This is a genomic window from Microbacterium sp. ISL-59, from assembly GCF_018613945.1.
GTDB lineage: Bacteria > Actinomycetota > Actinomycetes > Actinomycetales > Microbacteriaceae > Microbacterium > Microbacterium oxydans_B.
The window spans coordinates 262,649-280,431 of record NZ_JAGGPG010000004.1; the positions used below are offsets into that span (position 1 = coordinate 262,649).

The following is a 17,783-nucleotide window of genomic DNA, read 5'->3' on the forward strand; positions in this document are numbered from 1 at the left end:
GTCACACCTTCAGGTCGGCGGGGGTGAGGGGTCGGGCGTCGAGCGGGTCGGCGGTCGCGGGGGTGCCCCCGGGGAGGAGCAGGAGAGTCGAGAGGGGGGCGAGCGGGTCGACCGAGGAGAGTGCTCGCCAGAGGGCGGCGTCGTCGAGCCCGGCCTCGCGGAGGGCGGCGATCTCGCGCGGGTTCAGGTCGACCGGCATCGGACCGTTGCCCAGGTCGGTGCCGTAGAGCACGGTGCCGCCCGCCGCGTGGAAGCGGCGGACGTTGTCGATCGCGGCCTCGCGCTCGGGGCCGTCGTGGATCGCGAGGGTCGAGATCCAGGAGGCACTCGCCGCCTGCCGCTCGATCACGGAATCGTCGAGGCGTTCGGTGAAGGGCGCGTGCGCGAGTCGGGCGGCACCGAGACCGACGACCCGCTCCGCTTCGCCCGCGCCCTCGGCATGTGCGACGACGAGGAGCCCGCGGTCGGCAGCGAGCCCGACGATGGTGCGCAGGAGCGAGTCCGAGAACACCGGTCCGGCGGTGCTGTTGCTGGTGACCTTGATGCACGAGGCTCCGGCCGCGGCCATCTCGGACACGGCTGCGGCGGCGGCATCCGCATCGGCGATCTCTCGCACCGACCCGGCCGGCGCCCATGAGCGGTCGGACGGGTAGCCGCCCGGCGCGGTGAGGAACGCGCCGGCGAACTCGACGCGGACGTGGTGCTCAGCGAGCCGCCGAACCACGTCGGGATTCCCGCCGAGGTCGACCACCCGGCCGAGGCGCGACCCCGCCAGCCGGGCGTGCTCCACCAGCTGCAGGTGCACGTGGTGGTCGGTGATTCCGCCGACGACGACGCCGTCGAGGCGGGGGAGCCCGGCGGTCGAAACCGCATCCTGCAGCCGCATGCGCCCGTCGGTGAGTTCGACGACGCCCTCGCGCCAGCCGATCCCGTCGAAGAACGTGGCGGCGTGCATCAGCGACCGATCTCGGTGCGCACGGTGTAGAGCTCGGGGAAGAAGGTCAGATCCAGGGCGCGCTGCAGGAAGCCGACACCACTGGAGCCGCCGGTGCCGACCTTCATGCCGATCGTGCGCGCGACCGTCTTGAGGTGCCGGAACCGCCAGAACTGGAAGTTGTCCTCGAGGTCGACCAGGTCCTCGCACGCCTCGTACAGGTCCCAGTACCGGCTCGGGTCCTGGTAGATCTCGCGGATCGCGGGTACGAGCTCCGGCGTCTCGCGGTAGGGCTCGCGCACGTCGCGCTCGAGGATCGCGGTCGGGATGGGCAGTCCACGACGTGCGGCGAAGCGCAGGAACTCGTCGTACAGCGTCGGCTTCTCCCACTCGGCCGTGAGCAGCGCGAGGTTGGCGGGGTGGTCGGCGAAGACGGTCAGCATCTTCTCGTTCTTGTTCCCCAGGGCGAACTCCACCGCGCGGTACTGCACAGACTGGAAGCCCGAGGAGTTGCCGAGCGCTCCACGGAACTGCGCGTACTCGGTCGGGGTCAGGGTGGCGAGCACCGACCACTGCTGCGTCATCACGTCCTGGATGCGCTTGACGCGGGCGATGCGCTTGAGGGCCTCGCGCAGGTCGTCGCGGGCGAGCAGCTCACGGGCGGAGGAGAGCTCGTGCAGCAGCTGCTTGAGCCAGAGCTCGGTGGTCTGGTGCTGGATGATGAACAGCATCTCGTCGTGGTGCTGCGGTTCGCTCACCGGATGCTGCGCGGTGAGCAGCTGGTCCAGCGCCAGGTACGACCCGTAGGTCATCCGCCCGGACAGGTCGGTGACGATCCCGGATTCGAGGGCGCGTTCGTTCTCGGTGTGCATGGGCTGAACATATCACTTCTGCGGCGATCGTCACAGAAGTGAAATGTCTGCCCGGTCCGCAGTCAGACCGTCAGTGGGTGGTGTTCGCGTCCAGGAAGTCGATCGTCTTCTGCAGGGCGGTCCGCGCATCCGGCAGGTCGAGGTGGAACTGATACTCGTGCGGGAGCTGCGGCTCGTGCGGGGCGGGCCAGAACTGCGTTGTCACGTCGACACCGAGTTCGTCCAGGCGCTGGGCCATCGGGATCGACTGCAGCCACGTGAGCCCGTCGCCGTTGCCGCCGGAGATGTAGGTCGTGGGGAAGTCGGCGGTGACCCAGTCGATGGTCGACATCGTGGCGCCGGTCGAGTCCTCCGCCCAGGTCTTCGTGCCCGAATACGCCCACATGGCCGACTTGAGTCCCCAGCCGGCCAGCCCGTCGAGCTGGGCGAGCGCCGACAGGTCGTACACGCCGCAGTTGAGCACGGTCGCGACGAGTTGGTCGGGCGCGAGCGACGGGGTGATGCCCATGATCTCGGCGTAGTCCTTGCTGGTGATCAGCGTCGCCATCTGGCTGGCGAGCTGTCCGCCGGCGGAGTCGCCGGCGAGGACGATCTGGTCTGCGTCGACGCCCAGCTCCTCGGCGTGCTCGTCGATGTAGGCGAGGGCCGCGTCGAGCTGGTGGACGGCGAGCGGATACACGCCCTCCGGGCCGATCGTGTAGTTCACGGCGATGGTCGTGTATCCCTCGGCGGCGAGGATGCGCATGTACGGGTCGACGTTCTCCTTCGCCCCCGAGATCCAGGCGCCGCCGTGGATCCAGACGACCGTCGGCAGGGGGCCGTCGGCGGATGCCGGGCGGAAGACGTCCATCGTGGTGTCGGCGCCGTCGTCACCGTAGGCGACATCCTTCTGCTCCGACAGCTTCGTGTCGGGGACGTGCTTGTCCATCTCGGCGGCCGTCTCCTCGCCGCCCTGGGTGAACACGGCGCGGATGACCATGGCCGACGGCCAGGGCGTGATCGTTCCGACGATCGCGACCACGGCGACCACCGCGACGATGATGCCGAGGGCGATCTTCGACCGATGCCACGGCTTGCGGGCCTTCGTCGGGCGTGCGGGTTCTTCGGTGTGTGCGTCGATGCTCATGGACCCCTCCACCGATCAGTGTGCCAGTAGTCCGGGGCCGGGCGCCGCGTGCGGGGCGGCTCATCCCTGCTCGGTACGATGGGTCGATGGCTGATCGACCCCGTCGCGGACGTCTTCCGCTCTCGGCGGTCGAAGTCGTGATCGACGCAGCTCGGCTGCGGTGGGATCGACGGGCGCCATGAGCGCAGACGGGCCCGACGTCGACCGTCGGCGAGTTCCACCCGGCTACCTGCTCACGACATTCGAGTACGACGTCGACGAGCCGATCCTGTGGCCTGAGCACGTGCACGACGAGCACGAGCTGCTGTGGTCGACCGGCGGCATGGCGCGGCTCGAGGCCGAGGGGCGGGTGTGGGCTATCCCGCCGACGCTCGCCGTGTGGGTGCCGTCGCGCGTGGCGCACCGGGCCTCGGCGGAGCGGGGAGCCCGCGTGCGCGCCACGTACCTGACCGAGGGTGGCCCGCACACGGCGGCGATGCCCCGCTCGGTGACCGGCGTGGCGATGACCGAGCCGCTGCGCGTGCTGCTCGACCACAATCTGCAGGGAGCGCTCGATGAGGACGCCCGGCATCGCTTGCAACGGGTGATCCTCGACCTGCTCGTGCCGGCGCCGCGCGCGTCTTTCGAGCTTGTGATGCCGCGGAGCTCGCACCTGCACATGGTCGCCAGCGCGATCCTCGCCGATCCTGCCGACAAGCGCACGACCGCCGACTGGGCGTACGAGTGCGGGCTGCACGGGCGCACGCTGGCACGGCAGTTCGAGGCCGAGACGGGGATGTCGTTCACGCAGTGGCGCATCCTCGCGCGGCTGCAGCTCGCCATCCGCGAGCTCACCCACGGCAGGCCGATCGTGTCGGTCGCACGGATGGTCGGCTATCGGAACCCGTCGACGTTCATCGACCATTTCCGAGCACTCACGGGGCGGACTCCGGCGGAGTATGTGCGGGGTTCACGGGCTGAACGGGCCACCGTCGACTGAGGGCGAGTACCGAAACCGGTACAACTCGTCCCCTCTGCGGCATGGGTGATCGTCTAACTTAGGTCAGGCAACCCTTACCAACGCCGGGCGGTGTCGCCGTCCGGGGTTTCGTCGCGATCACAGGAGTCCCATGTCCCTCTTCGCCTCCGCGCACCCGAACCGCAGAGCGCGCCGTCTCGTCGGCATCCTCACCGCATCCGTCGCCGTGTTCGCGCTCGCCGCCTGCAGCAGCCCCGCCGAGGGCGATGCCGCCGATGACACTCGTGTGTACGAGAGCGACTTCGGCGACATCGAACTTCCCGAGAAGATCGAGCGCATCGTCTCCGTCGACTTCTACACCCCCGCCGCGCTGATCGACCTCGGTGTCATGCCGGTCGGAGTGGTCAACAGCTACTACACCGATACCGAAGGCGTGGGGATACCCGTGCAGTACTCCTCGGCTGTCGCCGATGCGGGGGTCGCATCGATCGGGGAGTACTACGAGCTGAACCTCGAGGCCGTGGCGAAAGCCGACCCCGACGTCATCATCGCGACCAGCGACTTCCTGCCGCTGGACGATCCGCTGCGGGAAGAGCTGGAGAAGGTCGCGCCGATCATCACGTTCGAGGCGCGCGACGGCGAGAGCTGGCGGACACGGGCGACCGAGCTCGCCAAGATCCTCGACAAGGAGGACGTGCTCGAACCCCTCGTCGAGAAGTACGACGCCCGCCGCGATGAGATCAAGGATCAGTACGCCGACATCCTCGCGAACGAGGCCGTCACGGTCATGGTCCCTGTCGCCGATGAGTGGGGCACGTACGCGGACACGCACTTCGCGACGCCGATCCTCCGCGATCTCGGAGCGACCTTCCGCGAGCAGGCGGATGACGAGGTCAACGAGGCGAAGTTCCCCAACTGGTTCTCGTACGAGAACCTCGACCGGCTGTCGAACGCCGACACCATCTTCGTCCAGCCGGGCAACGACGAGGCTTTCGCGGCCCTCGACACGAACACGATCTGGCAGAACCTGCCGGCGGTGCAGCGCGGCATGGTGTTCGACTACATCCCGCTGTCGCCGACCGGTTCCTTCGGGTGGGCATCCGAGAACCTCGAAGACCTCGCCGACCTGTTCGCTCAGGTGCAGGCGAAGATCGACGCCCAGGGCTGATGAGCGATCTGCATGTCGCAGAGGTGACGCGCACCACCCGGCTCACGCCGGGCATGGTGCGTGTCACCTTCGGCGGGGAGGGGCTCCGCGCGTTCCGCACCACGGGCATCGGCGACGAGTTCGTGCGCGTGCATTTCCCGGCATCCGATGGCGTGCTCCACCTTCCGTCGGTCGACGACGACGGTGTCTGGCACTACCCGGAAGGGGTGGAGGACCACGTCGAGCCGTACACGATCCGTCGGCACGACGATGTCTCCGGAGAGGTCGACATCGACCTCGTGGTGCACGGACACGGACGGGCCGGTACCTGGGCCTCAGCGGCGAATCCGGGTGACCGGGTGGCCTTCGGCGACCCGCGCGGGCTGTACCAGCCGCCTTCCGGAGCGATCGAGCAGATCTTCGTGACGGACGCCACCGGACTGCCCGCCCTCGCCAGGCTCAGCGAACAGCTCGCCCCCGGGATCCGGGCGGTCGCCGCGGTCGAGGTCGCGGAGGAGTCGCATCGGATGCCGATCGGCGACGGCTCGCTGCAGGTCCGCTGGATCGTCGGGCGAGGCAACGGCGTCGGACCCAGTGCGATCACCGAGGCGCTGCGGGCGCTGCCGATCACGGACGACACCTATGTCTGGGTCGCCGGCGAGGCGGGGGAACTCCGCGCTGCCCGCCGCCATCTGCGCCACGAACGCGGGCTCGCCGCCGATCGCTATGCCGTGATCGGCTACTGGCGGGATCGCCAGGAGGAGTGGCTCGAGCGCTACGACGGTCTCGACAGCGACACCCTCATCGGGCTCCAAGCCATCTGGGAGTCGACCGACGGTGACCATGAGGTTCTCCGCGACCGCTACGACGCCCGCCTCGCGCAGCTCGGACTCTGAACGCATGACCCTCGCCGCATCTCCCGAGACCGCACGTCGAGATATCGCGCAGCGCGATCCTGCCGCCTCGCCGCAGCGCCCTCGGCTCGCACTCACTCGCACGGTGTTCCTCGTCGGCGCCGTCGTCCTGATCGCCGTCGTGTTCCTGCTGAGCCTCTGGGTCGGCGCGCGGGGGATATCCTTCGCCGAGGTCTGGCAGGCGCTCTGGCATCCGGACGGCGGTGAGACGTCGTTCATCGTGCACGAGATGCGGCTGCCCCGCGCGGCTCTCGCCCTGCTCGTCGGCGCCGCCTTGGGCGTCGCCGGGGCCCTGATCCAAGCGCTCACCCGCAACCCGCTGGCCGACACCGGCATCCTCGGCGTGGGAGCGGGAGCGAATGTCGCGGTCGTGATCGCGATCGGACTGCTCGGGGTCACCGCCCTCTCGCAGTACATGTGGTTCGCATTCGGCGGTGCCGTGATCGTGACGGTGCTCGTCTACGCGCTCGGGTCGATCGGCTCGGCGGGCGCGACACCGGTGCGGCTCACGCTCGTCGGCATCGCGCTCGGCGCCGTGCTCGGAGGATTCGCGTCCGCGATCACCATGCTGAACCCGAACTCCTTCGACGACATGCTCCGCTGGAGCGCGGGGTCGCTGGCAGGACGAGGGTGGGGCACGCTCGCGACCGTCGCGATCCCGATCGTGATCGGTCTGCTGATCGGTGCGATCGCCGGCCGCCCGCTCAACGCGATCTCGCTCGGCGACGACCTGGCCCGCTCCCTCGGCGCGAATGTGATGCGCACTCGCGTGCTGGTGATCATCGCCGTGACGCTGCTCGCCGGAGCCGCGACCGCGGCTGCCGGCCCCATCGGGTTCGTCGGTCTCATGGTGCCGCACGTCGTGCGCTGGTTCACCGGCCCGGATCAGCGCTGGATCATCCCGTTCTCGGCGGTCGGAGCCGCGCTGTTGCTGCTCTCCTCCGACGTCGTCGGACGCGTCATCCTCGCTCCCCAGGAGCTCGAGGTCGGCATCGTGACCGCGTTCATCGGCGCGCCCGTGCTGATCCTCCTCGCCCGCCGCACGAAGGTGAGCACACTGTGACCTCGACGATCCCCGTCGCCACCGCAGATCCGGCATCCACCGCGGGCGTCGACTTCGGATACCGCCGCCTCGAACTCCAGCGGAACCGGTGGTCGGGTGCGGCGTCAGTGCGCGCCGTGCTCGTCACGCTCGCGCTCGCCGCACTCACCGTGGCCGGGGTGATCCTGTCGATCTCGACCGGCACCTACGACATCCCGATCGACGAGGTGATCGGCGGTCTCTGGGGCACCGCAGACGGCGGCACGGTGCTCGTCGTGCGGGAATGGCGGCTGCCGCGCGCCCTGCTCGCGGCCCTGTTCGGCATCGCGCTGGGGATGTCGGGGGCCGTCTTCCAGTCGTTGACCCGCAATCCACTGGGGTCCCCGGACATCATCGGCTTCTCCTCCGGCTCGTACACGGGCGCGCTGATCGTGCTGCTCGTCACCGGTGGCGGCTACTACGCGGTCGCCGTCGGCGCGCTCGCCGGAGGCATCGTCACGGCCCTCGTCGTCTTCGTGCTCGCGTACCGCCGCGGGGTGCAGGGCTTCCGCCTCATCATCGTCGGCATCGGGGTCTCGGCGCTGCTCGCGGCGCTGAACACCTACCTCATGCTCAAGGCGTCGCCGGAGGAACAGCTCACCGCCGGGGTGTGGGGGAGCGGTTCGCTCAACGGCGCCTCGGTCGACCAGCTGGTCCCGGTGCTGGTCGTGCTCGCGGTGCTGGTTCCGCTCGTGCTCGCCCTGTCGCCGGCGCTGCGCGTGCTCGAGCTCGGCGACGACGCGGCGGGGTCGCTGGGATCACGCCCCACCGGCATCCGTCTGGCCACCATCGTGCTCGGGGTCGCCCTGGTCGCACTCGTCACCGCCGCGGCCGGGCCGATCGCCTTCATCGCGCTGGTCGCCCCGCAGATCGCGCGACGGCTGACGCGCTCCGCCGGGGTGGGGCTGATCGCGGCCGGGATGACCGGGGCGCTCCTGCTCGTGATCAGCGACTTCCTCGCGCAGCGCCTGTTCGCCCCACTGCAGCTGCCCGTCGGCATCGTCACGGTGTCGGTCGGCGGCATCTACTTCGTCTGGCTCCTGATCAGGGAGACCCGGCGCCGATGACCCTCTCGAAAGACGGACCCGTCATGACAGCATCCGCCACCGCGACCTCCCGGCTGCACACCGACGACATGACGATCGGCTACGACCGTCGCGTGATCTCGGAGAACCTCGACGTGCGCATCCCCGACGGCTCGTTCACGGTGATCGTCGGCCCCAACGCGTGCGGCAAGTCGACGCTGCTGCGGAGCCTCGCACGGCTGCTCACGCCCGTGCACGGGCAGGTGCTGCTCGACGGAGGCTCGATCGCGCGGATGCCGGCCAAGGCGCTCGCCAGGGAGGTCGGGTTGCTGCCGCAGACGTCTCTCGCCCCGGACGGCATCGTGGTCGCCGACCTCGTCTCGCGGGGGCGCTATCCGCACCAAGGGCTCATCCGGCAGTGGTCGGCGCAGGATGCCAGGGCGGTCGCCGCAGCGCTCGACGCCACCAACACGACCGAACTGTCGACGCGCCTGGTCGACGAGCTCTCCGGCGGCCAGCGGCAGCGGGTGTGGGTCGCGATGGCGCTCGCCCAGGAGACGCCCATCGTGCTCCTGGACGAGCCGACCACGTTCCTCGACATCGCGCACCAGATCGAGCTGCTCGAGCTGTTCCGACGGCTGCATCATGAGGGGCGCACCCTCGTCGCCGTGCTCCACGACTTGAACCACGCGGCCCGGTACGCCACGCACATCATCGCGATGAAGGACGGTCAGGTCGTCGCCGAGGGGCCGCCGAAGCAGATCGTCACCGCCGAGATGGTGCGCGAGGTCTTCGGCCTGGAGTGCCTCGTGGTCGCCGACCCGGTGGCGGGCAGCCCTCTCGTCGTACCGCTGGGCTCGGCGACCCTCTGAGCGGCGATCCGTTCATTCGGCCAGTCCGGCGAGGAGTCGGCTCAGGCCGTAGTCGAACGCACGGTCGACGTCGCCGCCCAGGCGGAAGGCGCCCGAGAGCTCCATCTGCAGGAACCCCGTCGCCCAGGCGGTGAAGAGACGGGCGGCATCGAGCGCGTCGTCCTCGCCGACCAGTGCAGCTGTCGCACGGATCAGCGGCGCGGCCGAGCGATCGAGTGCATCGTGCGGCGCGGCGACGGTGAACATGATCCGGAAGCCCTCCGGATGCGTGTGCGCGAACGCCCGATAGGCGTGGGCGAGGGCGGTCAGGTCGTCGCCCACGGCCTCGAGTCGAGCCGTGAGCGCCTCGATGGACGCGGTCGCCACCGCGGCGTGCAGTGCGTCCCGGTCCCGGATCCGCTTGTACAGCGACGGGGCGCGCACGCCCACGCGTTCGGCGACGGCCTGCATCGTGAGGCCCGCGGGCCCTGCGACCTCGAGGATCTCGCGGCCCGCGGCGACGATCTCCTCGACGGATGTGCGTTCGGGTGTCGGCATCGCGTCCTCCTGCATGGCTATTGACAATAGCCATGATAGCTACGTAACGTAGCCATCGCAAACACTCCGAGAGGATCCGCCATGAAGCTCGCACCGCACCTGCACCGCATCGGCAACGACATCGTCGCCGCGTACCTCGTCGACCTGCCCGAGGGCATCACCCTGATCGACGCGGGCCTCCCCGGGCACTGGCACGACCTTCAGCGCGAGCTCGACGACATCGGTCGTCCGCTCTCCGATATCCGCGGCCTCGCCCTGACCCACGGCGACGGCGACCACATCGGGTTCGCCGAGCGGTTGCGGCAGGAGGCGGGCGTCCCGGTGTTCATCCACGCGGCCGACAGCCACCGGGTGCGCACGGGGGAGAAGCCGAAGACACCGATGGGTCCGGCCCGGGTCGGACCGACGCTGGGCTTCTTCGCCTACGGCATCCGCAAGAATGCACTGCGCACCCGCCACGTCGTCGAGGTGGTCGAGGTCGCCGACGGCGATGTGCTCGAGCTGCCGGGTGCCCCTCTCGTGATCGGTATGCCGGGCCACTCGCCGGGTAGCATCGCCGTGCACGTTCCGGCCGTGGATGCCGTCTTCGTCGGCGATGCGCTGACCACCAGGCATGTGCTGACCGGGCGCACCGGCGCGCAGCCCGCGCCGTTCACGGACGAGCCGGCAGAGGCCCTCGCCTCGCTCGACCGGCTCGGCTCCCTCTCGGCGTCCTGGGTGCTGCCGGGGCACGGAGCCCCTTGGCGCGGCTCGCCCGCCGACATCGCCGCTGCGGTCCGCGCCGCGGCCTGACGACGCATCAGGCGAGAATGGTCGCCGTGTCGCTGATCGTGATCTGCGGCGGATACAGCCCCATGACCTGCAGGGCGGCCGCGTGGTTCTCGGCCGTCGACCCGGCGCAGGCGTCCGCGGCGATCGTGACGTGGGTGCCCGCATCGGCTGCGGCCAGCGCCGTCGAGATGACGCAGCAGTCGGTCGAGACGCCGGCCAGCACGACGTGAGCGCCGCGACCGACGACGGCCTCGATCTCGGGTCCCCACTTGCCGAACGTCGGCAGGTCGATCGTCGGATGCGGCGACAGCCCCACAGCCTCAGGGACGAGGTCGAACAGCGGATCGCCGGGCGGCTGGTCGGCGAAGGGCCAGGCAGCGAAGTAGTCGCCCCACGAGGTCGACCGGTCGGCGGTCGGCATCCATCGCGTGACCAGCACCCGGTCGCCGAACGCATCGGCCAGTTCGCGGATGCGCGGCATCACCTCCGCAAAGAACGGCGAGCCCCACGCCGAGTCGGAAGAGGCGAAGATCGCCTGCGGGTCGATCACCACGAGCCAGGCGTCCTGCGGGGCCGAGCCTGTCGAGGGGGTCACGCGTTCTCCTGCCGCCGGATCTTCCCGGCCCGCGCGAAGTACGTCACCACGAAAGACAGCACCAGCGCGAAGAACACCCCGAGGTTCGCGTACGCCCAGGCGCCGTCGGGTCCGCCGACGAGGAACAGCAGGTAGCCCTGCCAGTTGTTCCACGGGGCGTCGTCGGCGAAGCCGTTGAGCACCAGACCCCAGCCGATCGCGCTCGTCACGACCATGGTGCCGATCGAGGTCCAGTCCCAGGCGCCGTAGCGGCCGCGGCTGTCGAACAGTGCCTCCTCGTCGTAGTCCTTCTTCCGGCGCAGGATGTCGGCGATCAGGATGCCCGCCCACGAGGCGAGGGGCACGCCGAGCGTGATCAGGAAGCTCTGGAACGGCCCGAGGAAGTCGGTCGCGAAGAACACCACGTAGATGGTGCCGATCGTGAGGATCACTCCGTCGATCGCGGCGGCAGAGGGGCGCGGGACGCGGATGCCGAGGCTGAGCAGCGTGAGGCCCGACGAGTAGATGCCGAGCACCGCGCCGGAGACGAGCGCGAGCACGGCCGTGAGCAGGAAGGGCACGAGCACCCACGGGGGCAGGATCGAGGCGAGCGCACCGATCGGGTCGAACTGCACCGCGTTGAAGAGTTCTCGGTCGGAACCGGCGAGCAGCACACCGAAGACGACCAGGATGACCGGGGCCACCGATCCGCCGATGGTGTTCCAGGCGACGATCGACCCGTCGGATGCCGTGCGCTTCTGGTACCGCGACCAGTCGGCGGCGATGTTGATCCAGCCGAGCCCGAACCCGGTCATCACCATGACCAGCGCGCCGACCACCTGGCCGATGCCGCCGTCGGGGCGGGCGAGCACGGCCGCGAGGTCGATCTGCGGCGCCGCGAGGATGATGTACAGCACCGTCACGATGCCGGTGACCCAGGTGAGCACCGACTGCAGCTTCATGATCGTGTGATAGCCGAGCACGGATGCCGTGACGATCAGCGCGGCGACGATCACGGTGGCGATGATCTTGAGCGCGATGCTGTCGCCGTCGCCGCCCAGCTGCGTGATCACGGTGGCCGTCGCGAGCACCGCCATGATCGCGAGGAACGTCTCCCACCCGATCGAGGTCAGCCACGAGACGATGCCCGGCACCTTCTGGCCGTGCACGCCGAACGCCGCACGCGAGAGCACCATGGTCGGCGCCGATCCGCGCTTGCCGGCGATCGCGATGAGCCCGCAGAGCAGGAAAGACACCACGATGCCGATGACCGAGACGAGCGTCGCCTGCCAGAACGAGATGCCGAAGCCCAGGACGAATGAGCCGTACGACATGCCGAACACGGAGACGTTCGCCGCGAACCAGGGCCAGAAGAGGTCGCGCGGCTTCGCGGTCCGCTCGGATTCGGGGATGATCTCGATGCCTGCACGCTCGATCAGGGCCGGCTTGATGTCCGTCATGCTGACATCCTGGCACTGCCGGGACGGCGCCGCGCGGACTTCGCGGCGCGGATCGGCCCGCCGCTCGCCCCCGGCGTCAGCCCGCGAAGAACGACTGCGCGGTGCGCGTGAGGTCGTGCAGGTCCGAGACCCCGGCGAGCTCGCGTGCGGAGTGCATCGAGAGGATCGGGATGCCGACGTCGACCGTGCGGATGCCGAGCCGTGTCGCGGTGATCGGGCCGATCGTCGATCCGCACGGCACGCCGTTGTTCGACACGAACTCCTGGCCGGCCACGCCGGCGCGCTCGCACCAGGCTGCCCAGGATGCCGCGCCGACGGCATCCGTCGCATACCGCTGGTTCGCGTTGATCTTCAGGATCGGGCCCGAGCCGAGCACCGGCTGCACCACCGGGTCGTGCTTGGCGGCGTAGTTCGGGTGTACCGAGTGGCCGACGTCGCTCGACAGGCACCACGACGAGGCGTAGGCCTGGCGGCGTTCGGAGCCGTCCGCGCCGAGACCCGCGTACACGCGTTCGAGCACGTCTTCGAGGAACGGGCCGGCGGCGCCGGAGCGCGACGCGGAGCCCAGCTCTTCGTGATCGAAGGCGGCCAGCACGGCGATCGGTCCGCCCGCTGCGGGGTCGTGCGTCTCGAGGGCGACCACTCCGGCGTGCACCGAGGCCAGGTCGTCGAGGCGGCCGGATGCGAAGAACGCGCTGTCCTTGCCGAAGACGGCTCCGCGCGCGGTGTCGGCGACCACGACGTCGTAGCCGCGGATGTCGGCGGCCGACACATCGGCGGATGCGGCGAGCTCGGCGAGGATGTCGGCTTCGCTCGGGTCGCCGAGTCCCCACACCGGCTGCGTCTCGGTCTGCTTGTCGAGGGCCAGTCCGTTGTTGACGCCCCGGTCGAGATGGATCGCGAGCTGCGGAAGGCGCAGCAGCGGTCCGGTGGCGGCGAGCACCACGCGACCGTCCGCCAGCGCCAGGCGTCCGGCGAGGCGCAGCTCACGGTCGAGCCAGGAGTTCAGCAGCGGCCCGCCGTACACCTCGACGGCGGCCTGCAACCAGCCGCGCGAACCCGTGGTCGGCTGCGGCTTGAGCTTGAAGCCGGGGGAGTCGGTGTGCGCACCGAAGATCTGCACGGGAGTCGTCGCGGTGGCATCCGCCGGCACGGTCCAGGCGATCGCGGCGCCGTCGCGCACGACGACGTACCGGCCGCCCGCCTCGGTCGGCCAGGGGTCCTCCTCGCGCAGCGGCGTGAACCCGGCTGCTTCCAGCCGTCGAGCGACCTCCGCCGCCGCGTGGTAGCTCGAGGGCGAGGCGGCGACGAAGTCGGCGAGGTCCTCGGCGTGGGCGAGTGCGACCGGGGTGACGGGCATGGCGGGCCTTCCTGGAGACGAGCTGTCCTTCGAGCGTAGCCGGGGTGATGCGCGGGTCCGCATCCTGCCGCGGGCCGTCGTTTGCCTGGTGTTCATCCCTCCGGGTTAGGCTCGTCTCGATAGCGCCTAGGGTTCCGGGGTCCACACCCGTCTGGTCCGAGCGGCGCCACGGTTCTCCTCCGCAGGAGGGCCGTCATCTGACAGGACAAAAGCCCGGAGGACCCTGTTCGTCGCGCCGCGCGCCGGACGGAAGGGTCTCGTCGTGTCCCCTCTCGCGTTCGTCCTCGTCTTCGGGGCGGCCATCGCCCACGCCGCGTGGAACATCATCGCCCACGGCGTGAGCAGAGCGGGGTCGCCGTTCCTCTGGTGGGGCGCGGTCGGCAGCACGCTCGTCTGGATCGGCGTCGTGCCCTTCACGGGCGGTCTGGGAACGGATGACCTCGGCTCCTTCGCGCTGGGCGTGACCGTCTCGGCGGTGCTGCACGTGGCCTACATGACGGTGCTGCAGCGCGGCTACCGCGAGGGGAACCTCTCCACCGTGTACGCGACCGCGCGGGGAACCGGACCGTTCCTGTCGGTGATCGTGGCGGTGCTGCTGCTCGGGGAGCGACCCTCGGTGGTGGCGCTGATCGGGGTGGCGGCCGTGATCGTCGGCGTCGTGGCGATCGGTCTCGTCGACCGGGGGACCGGAGGTCGCTCGCGGCGCATCGATCCCGGCATCCTGTTCGGCCTGCTCACCGGGGTCGCGATCGCGGTCTACACGATCTGGGACGCGCACGCGGTGCGCACCTGGAACCTCTCGCCCGTCGCGTTCATGGTCGGCGCGAGCCTGCTGCAGGTGCCGTTCTACTCGTTCGCGGTGCGCCGCCGATGGGATGCCGTCTGGGCGCTCGGTCGCGCGCAGTGGCGACGGATCCTCGTCTTCGGCATCCTGTCGCCGCTGTCGTACATCCTCGTGCTGACCGCGATCCAGATCGCCCCGGTCGCGCTGGTGGCGCCGCTGCGCGAGGTGAGCGTCGTGCTGGTGAGCCTGTTCGGCGTGTTCGTACTGCGCGAGTCGCGTCCGGGCTGGCGGATCGCGGCCTCGCTCGTCGTGGTGGCGGGAATCGTCCTGCTGGCCCTGTGATCAGCGGAAGCTGACGAGCCCGGCATGCGCGGCCGTGACGAGGATCTGCACGCGGTCGCGCAGGTGCCACTTCGACATCATGCGTCCGAGGTGCGCCTTCACCGTGCCCTCGGAGACGATCAGCGCCTTTGCGATCTCGGCGTTGGACATGCCCTTCGCGAGGCAGTTCAGGACCTCGGTCTCGCGGTCGGTGAGAGGTTCGAGGGCGTCGGCGTCTGCCGCGACGGGTGTGGACTCGCGCACATGCTTGATGAGCATCGAGGCGATCCGCGGGGAGAGCGAGCTGGCGCCGCTGTGCACCTCGCGAACGCCCGTGACGATCTCGTCCGCGCTCGAGTCCTTGAGGAGGTATCCGGAGGCGCCGGCACTCAGCATCGGGAGCACCGTGTCGCTGCCGTCGAGAGTGGTGACGGCGAGGACGCGGACGTGCGGCCAGCGCTCGGCTATCACGCCGGTGGCCTCGATGCCGTCCATCTCGGGCATCTGCACGTCCATCATCACGACGTCGGGCTGCTCGCGTTCGACCGTGGCGATCGCTTCCACGCCGTCTTCCGCCTGGGCGATCACGGTGATCTCGGGGTCGCGGGAGACGAAGTGCGACAGCGCCGAGCGGACCAGGGGATCGTCATCGACGATCACGACACGGATTTCCTGCATGGGGGAAGCCTAACGGCGCGGGCGACAGGTGATGACGATGTAGACCTTTGGCTAAAAACCTCTAGACGAGAGACAGATGTGCGCTCCGCGATTCGCCGAGAAGATGAATACAGACATCGACGAACGACTACATAATGGAGGTGAACGTAATGACTTTCTGGCAGCAGGTTGGCAAGTTTTTTGGTCTCGTCCGCTAGCGTACCTGGCGAATAGGAGATAGTGAACCCATGGCCTTCGACCAATCGACCCGACGATCCACGGATTCGTTTCGGTTGGGTCGGGGCGAGAAGCTCAGCGCGATCGAGCGAATCGTCGTCCTGGTCATCGTCTCCATCACCATCGCCACTGACGTCATAGGCTTTTTCACCACCCCGGGTGTGAACCCGGTGGCACTGTTGGTGAGCGTCGCATGCACAGCAGCGTTCGCTCTCTACCTCTGGAATCCGCTCATCGCGACATGCGCCCTCGGCGTCGTGTTCGCCACTTCATTTCTCGTGGGAACCGAGTCCCAGGTTCTGACCGCCGCCGCTGTCGCGGCCGGCCTGGTCATGAGGCTGGGGTGGACCTCCCTGATCCTGTCGTACACCGGTGCGTTCCTCATCGCTGCAGCAGTCGTCGCCAATGGCGATGCTGACACCGATGTGAACGTCGGTCTCTTCCTCATCTTCGCCACGGTGGCCGGAGCTGTCGGGTTCGCCCTTCGGCTCGCGTTCGCCCGTGGCAGCCGTCTCGAACGCGAACTCGAGGCGCGCGCCGAACAGGAACGACAGGCAGTTCTCGCCGAGCGACGTTGGATCGCCGGCGAGCTGCACGACAGCATCGCGCACCACCTCACGGTGGTCGCACTGCACGTGCAGATGCTCGAAGACCCCCAGACGAGTTCCGATTCGCAGGAGGCGATCCGAGTCGCCGCGCGCAAGGCGATGACCGATCTCCGCTTCGTGATCGAACTCGCCGACGACGGTCCGCAGTCGTCGAGCGTGCAGACGGGCGACCTCGCCGCCGCGATCGACGAAGCGGCGGAGGAGTTCGAAGCCGCCGGGCACTCCGTTCTCCGAGAGGGTGATCCTCAGGACGAGCGGATCCCGCGAGCCGTCGAGATCGTGCTGGCGCGCATCACGCGCGAGTCCGCCACGAACATCCTCAAGTACGCCGGCCCCGGCGAGGTGCAGATCGTCCTCGCCGTGGACGATGAGGTCGCGCTCCTCACGTTGCGCAGCCCCCTGCCGACGACGCCGCGCCGCGAGCTCTCGTCGAGCCGCACGGGCCTCGGGCGGATGGCGGAGCGGGTCATGGGCGCGAGCGGTGAGTTCAGCGCCGGCGAAGTCGACGGATTCTGGGTCGTGTCGGCCCGACTTCCGGTCGTCTGATGCTCTAGAGTGTGGAGGCACCCTTTTCCGCGATCCGCGAGAACCTAGACGAAAGTCTAGGGAAGTCTCGACGTTCGACAGTGTGGAACGGGTTGCGCGCAGCCATATCCTGAAGGCTCCCCAGATAAAGCGTCCCCAGCGCTGCGATCGCGGGCGCGGTCTTTCTGGCTTCTGAAAAACTTGCGCGCTCGCGATCGCCTTCTGCGTTAACGGCCTGTTTTTCCGGCCTCCGAGCGGTGCCCCGCTTCGCTATCCGCCGACCGCGCGCATGTAGTGCCCGTCGGTCGAGATGCCGGATGCGGCGACCGTGAAGCGCACGACCTCGCTGAGGTAGCGGTCTTCCGAGGCTTCGAAGATCCGCCCCTCCGCGTCGCGAGACGTGCGGGTCAGTCGCAGGATGGGAGTGCCGCGCGGCACGCGCAGCAGGGCGGCGTCCTGATCGTCGGCCGCCACCGCGTCGATCACGTGCTGGAGGGTGACGATCGGGTGGCCCACCGACGACAGGTGCTCGGTGATCGACACCTGGTCGAGATCGACGTCGAAGAGGTGTCTGCCCGCGACCTGGGTGTAGTTGAGGCGCTCGAGCATCGTCGGGCGACCATCGAGCAGGCGCAGCCGCACGACGCTGACGATCGTGTCGCTCGGGTCGACGTCGAGCGCCGCCGCCAGGTCGCCGGCGCGACGCAGGCTCAGCTCCTGCGTCTTGGCCCCGGGGGAGACGCCCAGCTCGCGCGCCCAGCGCGTGAACGGCACCGACACGTCCACGGCCTGGTTGGCCTTGCGGGCCACGACCCTGGCCGGCCGTCCGCGGCTCGTCTCGATCAGGCCCTCGCCGCGCAGCGCCGCCAGCGCGTTGCGGATCGGACCACGGGAGGTGTGCCATCGCTCGGCGAGCTCCGCCTCGGTCGGGACGTCGTCGCCAGGACGCAACCCGCCGGCAGCGATCTGCGCGCGGAGGTCGTCGGCGATCTGGGTGTACACAGCTTCAGCCACATAGGT

Annotated in this window: 18 protein-coding genes; 9 read left to right on the plus strand and 9 right to left on the minus strand. The window is 69.4% G+C overall.

Annotated features, from left to right (window positions below):
- Position 1: 1 nt before the first annotated feature.
- The 3 genes from J7E45_RS14775 to J7E45_RS14785 form a co-directional block, all read right to left on the minus strand.
- Complete coding sequence (locus J7E45_RS14775) at positions 2 to 955, minus strand: hydrolase (protein WP_215070291.1); 954 nt, start codon at positions 953 to 955, stop codon at positions 2 to 4.
- On the minus strand, positions 955 to 1,806 hold the full coding sequence (locus tag J7E45_RS14780) for a tryptophan 2,3-dioxygenase (RefSeq protein WP_091027490.1): 852 nt from the start codon (positions 1,804 to 1,806) through the stop codon (positions 955 to 957). The genes J7E45_RS14775 and J7E45_RS14780 overlap by 1 nt, the downstream gene beginning before the upstream one ends.
- A gap of 70 nt (positions 1,807 to 1,876) precedes the next feature.
- Positions 1,877 to 2,932 (minus strand): alpha/beta hydrolase, encoded by a 1,056-nt coding sequence (locus J7E45_RS14785; protein WP_215070293.1) that lies wholly within the window; start codon positions 2,930 to 2,932, stop codon positions 1,877 to 1,879.
- A gap of 178 nt (positions 2,933 to 3,110) precedes the next feature.
- Here J7E45_RS14785 and J7E45_RS14790 point away from each other — a divergent pair, with 178 nt between their 5' ends.
- From J7E45_RS14790 to J7E45_RS14815, 6 genes are all read left to right on the plus strand, one after another.
- Positions 3,111 to 3,911: an AraC family transcriptional regulator gene (locus tag J7E45_RS14790; RefSeq protein ID WP_215070295.1), complete on the plus strand. Its 801-nt coding sequence runs from the start codon at positions 3,111 to 3,113 to the stop codon at positions 3,909 to 3,911.
- A 130-nt stretch (positions 3,912 to 4,041) separates the two neighbouring features.
- The gene (locus J7E45_RS14795; protein ID WP_215070297.1) at positions 4,042 to 5,058 is read left to right on the plus strand and encodes an ABC transporter substrate-binding protein; all 1,017 of its coding nucleotides are present in this window, start codon (positions 4,042 to 4,044) and stop codon (positions 5,056 to 5,058) included.
- Positions 5,058 to 5,933 (plus strand): siderophore-interacting protein, encoded by an 876-nt coding sequence (locus J7E45_RS14800; RefSeq protein ID WP_215070299.1) that lies wholly within the window; start codon positions 5,058 to 5,060, stop codon positions 5,931 to 5,933. The genes J7E45_RS14795 and J7E45_RS14800 overlap by 1 nt, the downstream gene beginning before the upstream one ends.
- Before the next feature lie 4 nt (positions 5,934 to 5,937).
- Entirely contained in the window at positions 5,938 to 7,014 is a 1,077-nt protein-coding gene (locus tag J7E45_RS14805) for an iron ABC transporter permease (RefSeq protein ID WP_215070301.1), read from the plus strand.
- A complete protein-coding gene (locus J7E45_RS14810; protein ID WP_215070303.1) occupies positions 7,011 to 8,099 on the plus strand; it encodes an iron chelate uptake ABC transporter family permease subunit in 1,089 nt (362 codons plus the stop codon). Before J7E45_RS14805 ends, J7E45_RS14810 begins: the two co-directional genes overlap by 4 nt.
- On the plus strand, positions 8,096 to 8,929 hold the full coding sequence (locus J7E45_RS14815; protein WP_215070304.1) for an ABC transporter ATP-binding protein: 834 nt from the start codon (positions 8,096 to 8,098) through the stop codon (positions 8,927 to 8,929). Before J7E45_RS14810 ends, J7E45_RS14815 begins: the two co-directional genes overlap by 4 nt.
- A 12-nt stretch (positions 8,930 to 8,941) precedes the next feature.
- Here the strand turns inward: J7E45_RS14815 and J7E45_RS14820 are convergent, their stop codons facing one another.
- A complete protein-coding gene (locus tag J7E45_RS14820; RefSeq protein ID WP_215070306.1) occupies positions 8,942 to 9,466 on the minus strand; it encodes a TetR/AcrR family transcriptional regulator in 525 nt (174 codons plus the stop codon).
- 81 nt (positions 9,467 to 9,547) lie between these two features.
- Here J7E45_RS14820 and J7E45_RS14825 point away from each other — a divergent pair, with 81 nt between their 5' ends.
- Positions 9,548 to 10,258, plus strand: a complete 711-nt coding sequence (locus tag J7E45_RS14825; protein WP_215070307.1) for an MBL fold metallo-hydrolase — start codon at positions 9,548 to 9,550, stop codon at positions 10,256 to 10,258.
- A gap of 7 nt (positions 10,259 to 10,265) precedes the next feature.
- Here the strand turns inward: J7E45_RS14825 and J7E45_RS14830 are convergent, their stop codons facing one another.
- From J7E45_RS14830 to J7E45_RS14840, 3 genes are all read right to left on the minus strand, one after another.
- Positions 10,266 to 10,832: a cysteine hydrolase gene (locus J7E45_RS14830; protein WP_308162143.1), complete on the minus strand. Its 567-nt coding sequence runs from the start codon at positions 10,830 to 10,832 to the stop codon at positions 10,266 to 10,268.
- A complete protein-coding gene (locus tag J7E45_RS14835) occupies positions 10,829 to 12,271 on the minus strand; it encodes a cytosine permease (protein WP_215070308.1) in 1,443 nt (480 codons plus the stop codon). Before J7E45_RS14835 ends, J7E45_RS14830 begins: the two co-directional genes overlap by 4 nt.
- Before the next feature lie 76 nt (positions 12,272 to 12,347).
- Positions 12,348 to 13,631, minus strand: coding sequence for a M18 family aminopeptidase (locus tag J7E45_RS14840; protein WP_215070309.1), 1,284 nt, complete (start codon positions 13,629 to 13,631; stop codon positions 12,348 to 12,350).
- A 262-nt stretch (positions 13,632 to 13,893) separates the two neighbouring features.
- On the opposite strand from J7E45_RS14840, the gene J7E45_RS14845 reads away from it, so the two are divergent.
- The gene (locus J7E45_RS14845; RefSeq protein WP_215070310.1) at positions 13,894 to 14,757 is read left to right on the plus strand and encodes an EamA family transporter; all 864 of its coding nucleotides are present in this window, start codon (positions 13,894 to 13,896) and stop codon (positions 14,755 to 14,757) included.
- Here the strand turns inward: J7E45_RS14845 and J7E45_RS14850 are convergent, their stop codons facing one another.
- The gene (locus tag J7E45_RS14850) at positions 14,758 to 15,414 is read right to left on the minus strand and encodes a response regulator transcription factor (RefSeq protein ID WP_251054288.1); all 657 of its coding nucleotides are present in this window, start codon (positions 15,412 to 15,414) and stop codon (positions 14,758 to 14,760) included.
- Positions 15,415 to 15,641: 227 nt separating this feature from the next.
- Here J7E45_RS14850 and J7E45_RS14855 point away from each other — a divergent pair, with 227 nt between their 5' ends.
- Complete coding sequence (locus J7E45_RS14855) at positions 15,642 to 16,784, plus strand: histidine kinase (RefSeq protein WP_215070311.1); 1,143 nt, start codon at positions 15,642 to 15,644, stop codon at positions 16,782 to 16,784.
- A 249-nt stretch (positions 16,785 to 17,033) separates the two neighbouring features.
- On the opposite strand, the gene J7E45_RS14860 is transcribed toward J7E45_RS14855, so the two are convergent.
- Positions 17,034 to 17,777: a GntR family transcriptional regulator gene (locus tag J7E45_RS14860; RefSeq protein ID WP_308162144.1), complete on the minus strand. Its 744-nt coding sequence runs from the start codon at positions 17,775 to 17,777 to the stop codon at positions 17,034 to 17,036.
- Positions 17,778 to 17,783 lie beyond the last annotated feature (6 nt).

What these genes read in the sequence shown, in the direction of transcription:
- J7E45_RS14775 (WP_215070291.1), bottom strand. Translation starts at nt 955, where the DNA reads ATGCACGCCGCCACGTTCTTCGACGGGATCGGCTGGCGCGAGGGCGTC.
- J7E45_RS14780 (WP_091027490.1), bottom strand. Translation starts at nt 1,806, where the DNA reads ATGCACACCGAGAACGAACGCGCCCTCGAATCCGGGATCGTCACCGAC.
- J7E45_RS14785 (WP_215070293.1), bottom strand. Translation starts at nt 2,932, where the DNA reads ATGAGCATCGACGCACACACCGAAGAACCCGCACGCCCGACGAAGGCC.
- J7E45_RS14790 (WP_215070295.1), top strand. Translation starts at nt 3,111, where the DNA reads ATGAGCGCAGACGGGCCCGACGTCGACCGTCGGCGAGTTCCACCCGGC.
- J7E45_RS14795 (WP_215070297.1), top strand. Translation starts at nt 4,042, where the DNA reads ATGTCCCTCTTCGCCTCCGCGCACCCGAACCGCAGAGCGCGCCGTCTC.
- J7E45_RS14800 (WP_215070299.1), top strand. Translation starts at nt 5,058, where the DNA reads ATGAGCGATCTGCATGTCGCAGAGGTGACGCGCACCACCCGGCTCACG.
- J7E45_RS14805 (WP_215070301.1), top strand. Translation starts at nt 5,938, where the DNA reads ATGACCCTCGCCGCATCTCCCGAGACCGCACGTCGAGATATCGCGCAG.
- J7E45_RS14815 (WP_215070304.1), top strand. Translation starts at nt 8,096, where the DNA reads ATGACCCTCTCGAAAGACGGACCCGTCATGACAGCATCCGCCACCGCG.
- J7E45_RS14820 (WP_215070306.1), bottom strand. Translation starts at nt 9,466, where the DNA reads ATGCCGACACCCGAACGCACATCCGTCGAGGAGATCGTCGCCGCGGGC.
- J7E45_RS14825 (WP_215070307.1), top strand. Translation starts at nt 9,548, where the DNA reads ATGAAGCTCGCACCGCACCTGCACCGCATCGGCAACGACATCGTCGCC.
- J7E45_RS14835 (WP_215070308.1), bottom strand. Translation starts at nt 12,271, where the DNA reads ATGACGGACATCAAGCCGGCCCTGATCGAGCGTGCAGGCATCGAGATC.
- J7E45_RS14840 (WP_215070309.1), bottom strand. Translation starts at nt 13,631, where the DNA reads ATGCCCGTCACCCCGGTCGCACTCGCCCACGCCGAGGACCTCGCCGAC.
- J7E45_RS14850 (WP_251054288.1), bottom strand. Translation starts at nt 15,414, where the DNA reads ATGCAGGAAATCCGTGTCGTGATCGTCGATGACGATCCCCTGGTCCGC.
- J7E45_RS14855 (WP_215070311.1), top strand. Translation starts at nt 15,642, where the DNA reads ATGGCCTTCGACCAATCGACCCGACGATCCACGGATTCGTTTCGGTTG.